The organism is Kitasatospora sp. NPDC005748, assembly GCF_040630735.1.
Taxonomy (GTDB): Bacteria; Actinomycetota; Actinomycetes; order Streptomycetales; family Streptomycetaceae; genus Kitasatospora.
The window spans coordinates 120960-130254 of sequence record NZ_JBEXYD010000017.1; the positions used below are offsets into that span (position 1 = coordinate 120960).

A 9295-nucleotide genomic window follows, 5' to 3' on the forward strand; every position below is an offset into this window, starting at 1 on the left:
TCGAGCTGACCACGCGCGCCTGCTCGACGGAGGACGGATGAGGATACGAGCAGTTGTCACCAGCGTCGACAGCCTGCCCGAGGGGCGCCGGGTAGCGAAGTTCGAGGGACCGGGCGTAGTAGGCCTGGCCTTTCTCAAGAGTGAGATCTCCGCCGAGCTCGCAGAGGAGCTGCAGGAGATCATGCAGGCCGCGCTCGACGCCGGTCTGTGGAACCAGAACTGGGAGTGGGCCGTAGCCATGATGCTGGCCACGACCCGTCCCACCCCAGCGCCCGCCTCTTAGGCGAGGCGCTCCACAAGTCGAAGACCAGGGCCGTCATCTGCCGCCATCGCGGCCTGGATGGCGGCCACAATCTCTCCGTCCAACGCCCGCACCAGGTGCCCGTACCGGTCGACCGTCGTGGTGATGGACTCGTGCCCGAGCCGGGCCTGGATCGCCGGTAGCGGGATGTTCTTGGCGATCAGCCAGCTGACATGGGTGTGGCGCAGATCGTGCAGGCGTGGTGACTTCTGGAAGCCCTTCGCCTGGGCGTTGCGAACCGCCACCAGCCATCGACGGTTGTAGTAGTTCGAGTGCCGCCAGGGGTTCCCCCAGGCGGTCGTGAAGACAAAGTCATCCGGGCCCTTTGCAACGATGTTGCGCCGCAGGATCTCCACCGTGCTCGCCGAGAGGGCCAGGGTCCTTCGTGACTTCTTCGTCTTGGGCGGTCCCAGCTTCAGTGAGTTGTCCTTCTGGCGCTTCCAGGCGCGGTGGACGCTGAGGGTAGGAGTGGATCCAGCCAAGTTGAGGTCCTTGACCTGAAGGGCCGCCAGCTCGCCCCACCGAAGTCCGGTTGCGACCAGAACATCCCCAATGTCGATTCCGTCCCCGCCATTGATGAGCGCGAGTTCGGCGCGCAGGCGCTGCCACTCGTCATGCTCCAGGAAGACCATCTCCTCATCAGTGCCGGCGTCGGCGCGGGGGAGCTTGGTCTTGGAGCAGGGGTTGCCGGCCCGCAGCGGCGGCGTGGCTTCGACAGCGGCCTGGAAGATGCCGTAGAGCATGCCGTGGCGGTTCGCGATGGACTTGGGCGCCGCGGGCTGTCGCGACCACTGCTCTGGGTCTTCAGGTGACACCAGGCCGTCTTCCTGGGCGCGAACCCAGTCGGTGATGTCGTCCTGGGTGACGTTGCTGACGGTGGCCTCGGTGACCTTCCCGTCCACGTCGGTGTGAACGAGGACTCCGGCAACGTGATTGAGGAGGTCCCGGTGGTAATCCGCCCGGGTGCGTTCCTCGATGCCGGTCAGTTTGTCGATGCGCCGGGTTGCCCAGACGAGGAAGGGCATGTCCTTCCCCCGGTCGCTCTGGGTCTGCTCCTGGACGAAGCCCTTCCCTCGGACCCAACCAGGCGGCCACTGCTGGTCGTGCATGTCGACGAGGCCCTTGAAGAGCGCCGCCTTCTCCTCGGCCTTGTCCAGGGTGTCGGGGAAGATCTCCGACTCCTGCTTACCTGTGCGTGTCCCGCCGTCCCGCCAGAGGACGGTGTAAGTGATGCCGCCGTCCTTGCGGGGGCGCTCTCTGATCGTCGCCATGGCATGACGGTAGACCCCCAACTGGGGGTCTGTGATGACGTCGTGCTGACATATCTCGGAAATGGATCAAGGTCTGACCAAAACTACTGGTCAGACCTTGATCAGATGGGGTGAGTGACGGGACTTGAACCCGCGGCCACCTGGACCACAACCAGGTGCTCTACCAACTGAGCTACACCCACCATCTGTCCGGCTCGTTCCCGCTCTTCGCGTTCCCGTTCCGACAGGAAGAACAATACAGGATCCGGAAGGGTGCTCGCGCCAGGGTTTCCATCAGCCCGGTGCGGGCCTTTCCATCAGTCCGATGCGGACCCCTCCCGGGGGCGGCGGCGGTCTTCGCGTCCGGCCCCGGGAGGTGCGGACGGGTCAGTCCGTCGGGGCGTGGTACTTCTCGGCGATCGCGCGCGCGGTGTCGGTGTCCGGGCCGGGCTGGGGGACGAACACCGCCTCGCGGTAGTACCGCAGTTCGTCGATGCTCTCGCGGATGTCCGCGAGCGCCCGGTGGTTGCCGCCCTTCTGCGGGCTGTTGTAGTACGCCCTCGGGTACCAGCGGCGGGCCAGCTCCTTGATCGAGGAGACGTCGACGATCCGGTAGTGCAGGTGCCCCTCCAGAGCCGGCATGTCCCGGGACAGGAAGCCGCGGTCGGTCGCCACGGAGTTCCCGCACAGCGGCGTCCGCCCGGCCTCCGGCGCGTGCTCGCGCACATAGGCGAGGACGAGTGCCTCGGCCTCGGCGAGCGTGACGCCCTGCTCCAGCTCGTCGAGCAGCCCGGAGGAGGTGTGCATGGTGCGTACCACCTCGGGCATGTTCGCCAGGGCCTCGGCGGGCGGGCGGATGATGACGTCGACGCCCTCGCCGAGGATGTTCAGCTCGGAGTCCGTCACCAGCGCCGCGACCTCGACCAGGGCGTCCCGGTCGAGGTCGAGGCCTGTCATTTCACAGTCGATCCATACCAAACGGTCATTCACGCCACTCACCCTACGGCGCGATCACGCGCCACGGGCACCGAAGGAGCCGAGCGGGGTGCCGGGGCGCAGGACTCGGAGCCGTGCGCGTCCTGACCGTGGCCGTCGGGCTCGTGCGCCTCCCGGGCCGTACCGGCCTGGTGGGCGGGGTGGACCGGGTGCGCCTGGTGACCGTCCCGGGCGGGACGGGGGTCACGCGGCTCACGGGCCCCGTCCGGGCCCGCGGCCCGGCCGCCCTGCGGTCGGACCTGGGGGCCGCGGGCCTGGCGGGCCCGACCCTCCGGCGTCGCCGGAGCGGCCGACGCCGACGCCCGGCCGGTGGCCGCACCGTGCCCCCGGCCGCCGGAGCCGTCCTCCGACGGTCGCTCGGCCGCGCTGCGGTGCCCCTGCCCCTGACCGCGGGCCCCGGGCTGCGGCTGACCGTCCTCCGCCGCGGCGTGCTCCGCCGTGCGCGGCGGCCGGCCCGCCCCGGGACCGGCCTGCGGCGGGACCAGGGGCGGCCGCGCCGTGCCCCGCCCCGTCCCCGGCTGGCCGGAGTGCGGCTGGTGAGCCGTCTGCGAATGCGGGTAGGGCTGGGCGGCACGAGCGTGCACCCCCTGCCCGGACGGCTGGCCGTGCTGCCCGGGCGAGCCGTGCTGGCCCGGGCCGCCGGAGGGGTACGGCAGTGCGGGTGCCGGCCCGTGCTGGCCGGGGACCACCCCGCCCGCCGCCGTGGCGGCGGCCGCCAGGGCCGCCGCGGCATGGGCCGCGGCCGACGCCGGCACGGCACCGGCCAGCCGGAGGTCACCGGCGTGCAGCGGCGCCGGCGTCGGCGAGGCCGAGCCGGGGCGACGGGCCCGGTAGCTGGTCCGGTACGCGGCCGGCGAGACCCCGAGCTGGCGCCGGAAGTGCCCGCGCAGCGCCACCGGCGACCGGAAGCCGCAGCGGCGGGCGACATCGTCCACCGACAGCTCCGATGTCTCCAGCAGTCGCTGCGCCTGGAGCACCCGCTGGGTGATCAGCCACTGCAGCGGGGCGCTGCCGGTGAGCGTGCGGAACCGGCGGTCGAACGTCCGCCGGCTCATGTAGGCACGCGCGGCCAGCACCTCGACGTCGAACTGCTGGTTGAGGTTCTCCAGCGCCCAGGTGACCACCTCGGCGAGCGGGTCGTTGCCGATCTCCTCCGGTAAAGACTGATCGATGTACTGGGCCTGGCCTCCGCCGCTGCGGCGGCTGGGCACCACCAGCCGGCGGGCCAGCGCGTTGGCGGCCTCGGCGCCGTGGTCGCTGCGCACCACGTGCAGGCAGAGGTCGATGCCGGCGGCGGTGCCGGCCGAGGTCAGCACGTCGCCGTCGTCGACGAAGAGCTCCCGCGGGTCGACGTGGACCCGGGGATAACGCTTGGCCAGGGTCGGCGCGTACATCCAGTGAGTGGTCGCGGGGCGGCCGTCCAGCAGGCCGGCGGCGGCGAGCACGAAGGCGCCGGTGCAGAGGCCGATGATCCGCGCGCCCTCGTGGTGGGCCTTGCGCAGGGCGGTGATCGCCTCGACCGGCGGCGGCTGCGAGATCGAGCGCCAGGCCGGGACGACGATGGTGCCCGCCCGGGCGAGCGCCTCCAGCCCGTACGGAGCGGAGAGGGTGAGGCCTCCGGTGGTGGCCAGCGGCCCCTCCTCGCCGGCGCAGACCAGCAGGCGGTAGCGGGGCACTCCGGCGTCCTGGCGGTCGACGCCGAAGACGGAGAGCGGGATCGAGCTCTCGAAGATCGGGGCGCCGCCGAAGATCAGCACCGCGACGGTCTCGCGCCGGCGCCGGCCCGAGAGCTTCCGGGGGGCGGCGGACATCAGGGGGACCGAGGGGCCGTTCAGGCCGGACCCGCCGCCGGCGCCGTAGCCGCCGTGGCCGCCCTGGCCCTGGCTGTTGGGGCCGCCGCCGTTCGCGCTCTGGCCGCTCTGGCCGCTCTGGCCGCTCTGGCCGCTCTGGCCCTGGGGGCCGGGGCTGTGGCTGTTGGGGCCGTGGAGGTGGGGGCTGTGGCCGCCCGAACCCTGCCCGCTCGGACCCTGGCCGAAGGTGCCTCCGGGCAGCCCGGTGGGTGTCGTCGCGGCGCCCGGACCGGGGGAGGCCGGGAACGTCGCGTCCGAGCCCGGATGGCCGAGCGCCCGGCCGAGCTGGTGCCCGCCGGGCTGGGCGCCGGACTGAGCTCCGGGGTGACCGCCAGGATGGCCGGGAACCGACGGGCCGGCCTGCCCGGCCGTCCCCTGGCCCTGGAGACCGCCGTGGCTGACGGCGGGTCGGCTGACGGGTCGTCCGGCATGGTCCGGGGCGCCCGAGAAGGTGCCTGTACCGGAGCCCGCTGGTGCGGAGGGGGTGTGTGAGGCCGGTGAGGCCGGAGTGTTCACCGAGGCGTACGGGACGTATGGGGCGGCGCTGGAGGTGCCGGGGGAACGGGGGTGGGCAGCGGTGGCCGAAACGCCGGCGCCTCTCACGGACCGACCCGCGATATCGGCCACGGCCTGGTCGCTGTCAGGACCCGCGTCGCTCCTGCTCACCCTGCTCAAGGCGCTCAAGCCCCCTCGGTGGTGTGGTGTGGTGGTGCGGCACTGCTGGCCAAGATCGAATCTATCGGGTGGACCGTTGCCGTTGTGACAAGTTCACCATCCGACGCTATGTCGACATGGCAATTTGGCGTGATGCATTCGATCACGAAGCGTGGCACCCGTCGACCCTTCTGGGAAGGGGGCCGGTGCAACGGTGGCTGGTTGTCGCGGGGCCGGTCCTGGGGTGCCCCGCTTCGGCGTACCCGGCCGGCGGGTCTGGGCTGCGGCTTTGCCCAAGGGCGAGGGAGTCGCGCGAGATTGACCGAAAATAGGCGGTGCACGGGAGGGCGCACGCCTCTCGAAGTGTGCGCCTCCCTGGCTCCATCCGGCCAGTGCCAGGGCTGCTGATCGGACGCCGGTCGCCCGCGCTACCGTCCTGTCGTGGACAACCTCAGCCGGCTCGAACAGGCCAACGACAACGCCGCCGCCTTCTGGCTCGCCCAAGCGCGCGCCCACGGGTGGCAGCACCTCATCCGTCCCGGGTTCACCGCGGTCCGCTGCGCCCGGACCCCGGACGACGCCCACCGCATCGTGGTGACCCGTCCCTATGACCAACCAGCCGTGCTGGAAGACGAACTGGCGGCCCTGCTGGAGGAATGGTCCACCACCCGGCTCACGCTGGAGGACCCCTACCTCAAACTGGACATGTCGCGCCACGGCTGCGCGCACGGCCGGGCGATGCCCGTGATGGTCCGTGAGCCCGGCGCGCTCGAAGCACCCTTGCTCGGCGCGCTGCCGTCGACGGGCGCCCGGGCCGGCGGCGACCTGACGGTCGATGAGGTGCTGGACGCCGACGCCTTCGCCGAGGTCGAACACGCGGTGGTCGACGGCTTCCCGATCGAGGACCGCCAGCCCTGGATACGGGGTGTGATGCTGCCCGAGCGCCTCCTGCACGAGCCCGGTTGCCGGGCCTGGCGGGCCAGGATCGCCGGTGAACTGGCCGGCGCCTGCCTGACCTTCGACGACGGCCGCGCCACCGGGGTGTACTGGGTCGCGACGCTCCCCGAACACCGCTCCCGGGGCGTGGCCCGCGCCGTCCTCGAGACGGCCCTGGCCGCCGCGGACCCCGACCGCCCGGCGACCCTGCTCGCCACCGCACTCGGTGAACCGCTGTACCGCAAGCTCGGCTTCACCGTGGCGGGCCGCAGCCACTGGTGGACGAGGTCGGCCCCCGCGGAGTCGGCCCCCGCGCAGCCGTAGCAGGCCGCGTGCCCGGTCCCGCGTGCCCGGTCCCGTGTGCCGAGGTGAAGGTGGCGAGCAGGGTCGTCGGTCGGTTGCCGCGGTCGGTCGTCGGTCGTCGGGCGTCGGGCGTCGGGCGGTCCGGCGCCGGGCGCAGTCGGGCCCGGGCCGTCCGTCCGGCCGGCGACTCACCCGGCCGGTGTTCCCCGGACGCTCCTCGGCGGTAGGTCGGCCACGGGTGACTGCGGCAACTCCGGCTGAACGGTTTCAGACACGGACGGCCGCCACGGCGGCCGGAGCGCCGCTGTCCGGGCGGCCCCCGGGAACAGGCGCACGCGGGCCGTCCAGGGCGGAAAGCGGGGCCTGCGCGCCGGTTCGCGCGCCGGACAGCGCTGCTGCGGGCGCCGCCCCGTCGGCGGGCCCCCGGAGCTGCCGGCTGCCTACCACCGCGGCCGTGCCCACTGCCCGCCGGTGGCCCGGTCCGGCGGCCCGGATGCCGGGCCTGGCGCCCGGCGCGCTGCGTGCGGCGAGTACCTGCCCGACGGCCTCCGGCAGACCGGCCGCCTTGAGCGTCGGCCGGTAGCCCGGCTCGGCCCAGGGGCGGCCGTGGTGCAGCCAGACGCTGCGCAGCCCGGTCAGCTCCGCGCCGGCGATGTCGGCGGGGGCGTGGTCCCCGACCATCCAGGTGTTCGAGGCCCAGTCGCCGGTGGGCGCGATGCCGCACCGCTGCGCGGCGATCTCGAAGATCAACGGGTCAGGCTTGACGCACTCCGCCTCCTCCGAGATGACCCAGCCGTCGACCATCGGTCCCAGCCCGGTCCGGCGGATCTTCTCCAACTGCGGCCGGGTGTTGCCGTTGCTGACGATGCCGAGCGTCCACCCGGCCGCACGCGCTGCCCGCAGCGCGTCGATGTTGCGGGAGGGGCAGTGGATGTGGGAGTTGATGCCGCGTCGGAAGTGGGCGAGCAGGAAGTCGAGAGAGTCGTCCAGGCCGTAGCGGCGCTGGATCGCGGACAGTACGGTGCTGCGCGGCACGTACCCGCCGCCGTCGATGGTGACCAGCCAGTCGAGGTCCTCCGGCGGAAGGCCTCGCTCGGTCAGGAAGTCCCGGGCCCAGGCTCGGAAGGCGGCGTCCCTGGGGAGCAGCGTGTTGTCGAGGTCGAACAGGAGCAGCGGCATGTCGTGCATGGTGCCAGCGGCTGTGGGTATGCACGTGGCAAATGCCAGGCAGCGTCGCGAACCCGTGCGAATTGGCTGAAACGGATAGCGGCAGGCGTGGCAGGGATGGGGCCGGGGTTGCAGTGCGGGGCGGCTGCTCGGGGTGGGGGAGACGATCCGGGGGAGGTGGGGGCGGCCACAGCGGTTCGGCGGCGGACCGGTCGTCGCGGGGCCCACCGGGAGCGGCCCGACGGTGGAACACAGGCGGCCCGGAGCCGGGCACAGGACGGCCTGACGTCGATCCGGACGCGGCCCGGGGGTGGACCCGGATTCGGCCCGGACCGGTGGGCTGATGGATGGCGGCCGGGGGACGGCGCAGAGGGCGCGGCACGGCGCACGGGCTGTGGGCCGTGGCGGCCTCGTTCGGACGTCCTGCGACGCCGGTTGCCGGTGTCGGGCGGCGACGGATCGTTGTCGATCAATGACAGTCCGGTCACGGTGTCCCGGTGGCCTGTTGCATCGCTCCGTTCGCTCAGTCAAGCTCCAGAGACCCTCCTTTGCCGGAGGGGGCGCGACCGCGCGCTGGCAGGGGGCGCATCGCCGGCGGCGGGCGCATCCTCCATTCGCGGTAACAAAGCCGTTCCGAGGCTTTGCCGCTGGGCTGAGTCTCCTGCCCGTCGTACTCTGAAAGGAACAGGTCACAAACGGTGGTGCTCGGCGCAGACCGACGTCTTCCCGCGTGCGGGCCTGCTGCCCGGGCAGCGTTGTCCTCTCTTGTCGGCCCATCTTCCTCGAAGAGCCTTGAGCCATGGCTGGTTTTGAGTCCTCCCGACCGGTTGAACCGGATGCGGTCCGCAGCGCGGGCGCAGTGCCCGGGGGAGACAGTGGTTGTGCACAGACCGGAGTCGGCGCGGACCCTGATGTGGGCGCGGACGCCGTGGATATCCGGGGATTCTCCCGCCTGCTTCGCACTGTCGCGCGCCGGGGCCGCTCCGGCTCCCGCCAGCAGCGAGGCGACCACCGGCCCGACCCGGCGGAGTCCGCGATGACGGGCCGCCTGGGGCCGGGTGCCGACCACCCGGGAGGCTCCGGCCTGCCGAGCGCCGCCGGCGAACCCGCGGTGCAGCAGAAGCCCGGCGGCTCGTGCGACCCCGCCTTCCAGCACGGCGTGGTGGTGGGATTCGACGGCTCGCTGTCGAGCGAGCGTGCCCTGGCCTATGCGGTGGGCATGGCTCGTCGCTCGAAGTGCGGGCTGGTGATCGTGCACGTGGCCAATCGCCTGCCGGCCACGGTGTGGGCGGGCTGCGAACCTCCCGTCTTCGTCGACCTTCCCGATCACCGGACCGAGGTGCTCGGTCTGGAGCTCGCCTGCGCGGACTTCCTCGCCGGGGTGCCCTGGATCCTGGTCGAGCGGGGCGGCGACATCTGCCATGAGATCGAGGAGGTCGGCCGCGAGTACGCCGCGGACGCGATCGTCGTCGGCAGCACGCACGGCCTGCTCGGCAAGATCTTCGGATCGGTCTCCGGTCGGCTGGCCCGTCGCGCCAACCGTCCGGTGATTGTGATTCCCTGACGGTTCATCGGCTATGAGGGTGCCTGCCGTCGTCGTCGACGCGTCCGCCCGCTGTGCTTTCGTCCGGTGCCTCGGGTACCTCCTCTCCGGTGGTCCGGATGTTCATGGATCTCTGACGACTGCCGTGAAGGGCAGGGCGGTCTGCCCGGGGCCGCGCTGTCTCTCCTGTCTCTCCTGTCTCTCGGCGGCGTCTCTCGGCCTGCCGGTGCACCGTGCGGCGACCTGCGCGTCCGTCCACGGATCGGTGTTCTGGTCGTTGCTGGCCGACTCGACG

At 72.4% G+C, this 9295-nt stretch carries 6 protein-coding genes, 1 tRNA gene and 1 pseudogene; 3 read left to right on the forward strand and 5 right to left on the reverse strand.

From position 1 onward, the window contains the following. Positions 1-37: 37 nt before the first annotated feature. Positions 38-283, forward strand: coding sequence for a hypothetical protein (locus ABZ495_RS16045; RefSeq protein WP_359836401.1), 246 nt, complete (start codon positions 38-40; stop codon positions 281-283). Here ABZ495_RS16045 and ABZ495_RS16050 read toward each other — a convergent pair. The 4 genes and pseudogenes from ABZ495_RS16050 to ABZ495_RS16065 form a co-directional block, all read right to left on the reverse strand. Continuing rightward, positions 280-1572 carry a site-specific integrase gene (locus ABZ495_RS16050; protein ID WP_359836403.1) on the reverse strand — a complete coding sequence of 431 codons (1293 nt, stop codon included), beginning with the start codon at positions 1570-1572 and terminating at the stop codon, positions 280-282. The genes ABZ495_RS16045 and ABZ495_RS16050 overlap by 4 nt on opposite strands. 106 nt (positions 1573-1678) lie before the next feature. Next, positions 1679-1754: transfer RNA gene (locus tag ABZ495_RS16055), tRNA-His, on the reverse strand. Positions 1755-1938: 184 nt separating this feature from the next. Further along, positions 1939-2541 carry an oligoribonuclease gene (orn, locus tag ABZ495_RS16060; RefSeq protein ID WP_359836405.1) on the reverse strand — a complete coding sequence of 201 codons (603 nt, stop codon included), beginning with the start codon at positions 2539-2541 and terminating at the stop codon, positions 1939-1941. Between the two features lie 821 nt (positions 2542-3362). Then, a pseudogene (locus tag ABZ495_RS16065) lies at positions 3363-4358 on the reverse strand (helix-turn-helix domain-containing protein); the annotation flags it as partial. 1134 nt (positions 4359-5492) lie between these two features. Here ABZ495_RS16065 and ABZ495_RS16070 point away from each other — a divergent pair. Continuing rightward, positions 5493-6311: a GNAT family N-acetyltransferase gene (locus tag ABZ495_RS16070; RefSeq protein ID WP_359836407.1), complete on the forward strand. Its 819-nt coding sequence runs from the start codon at positions 5493-5495 to the stop codon at positions 6309-6311. A gap of 246 nt (positions 6312-6557) precedes the next feature. Here the strand turns inward: ABZ495_RS16070 and ABZ495_RS16075 are convergent, their stop codons facing one another. Continuing rightward, on the reverse strand, positions 6558-7469 hold the full coding sequence (locus ABZ495_RS16075; protein WP_359836409.1) for an HAD family hydrolase: 912 nt from the start codon (positions 7467-7469) through the stop codon (positions 6558-6560). Between the two features lie 1072 nt (positions 7470-8541). Between ABZ495_RS16075 and ABZ495_RS16080 the strand changes: the two genes are divergently transcribed. Beyond that, positions 8542-9021, forward strand: a complete 480-nt coding sequence (locus ABZ495_RS16080) for a universal stress protein (RefSeq protein WP_359805087.1) — start codon at positions 8542-8544, stop codon at positions 9019-9021. Positions 9022-9295 lie beyond the last annotated feature (274 nt).

Coding starts and splice junctions, on each gene's coding strand:
- ABZ495_RS16045 (WP_359836401.1), top strand. CDS start 38: ATGAGGATACGAGCAGTTGTCACCAGCGTCGACAGCCTGCCCGAGGGG.
- ABZ495_RS16050 (WP_359836403.1), bottom strand. CDS start 1,572: ATGGCGACGATCAGAGAGCGCCCCCGCAAGGACGGCGGCATCACTTAC.
- ABZ495_RS16075 (WP_359836409.1), bottom strand. CDS start 7,469: ATGCCGCTGCTCCTGTTCGACCTCGACAACACGCTGCTCCCCAGGGAC.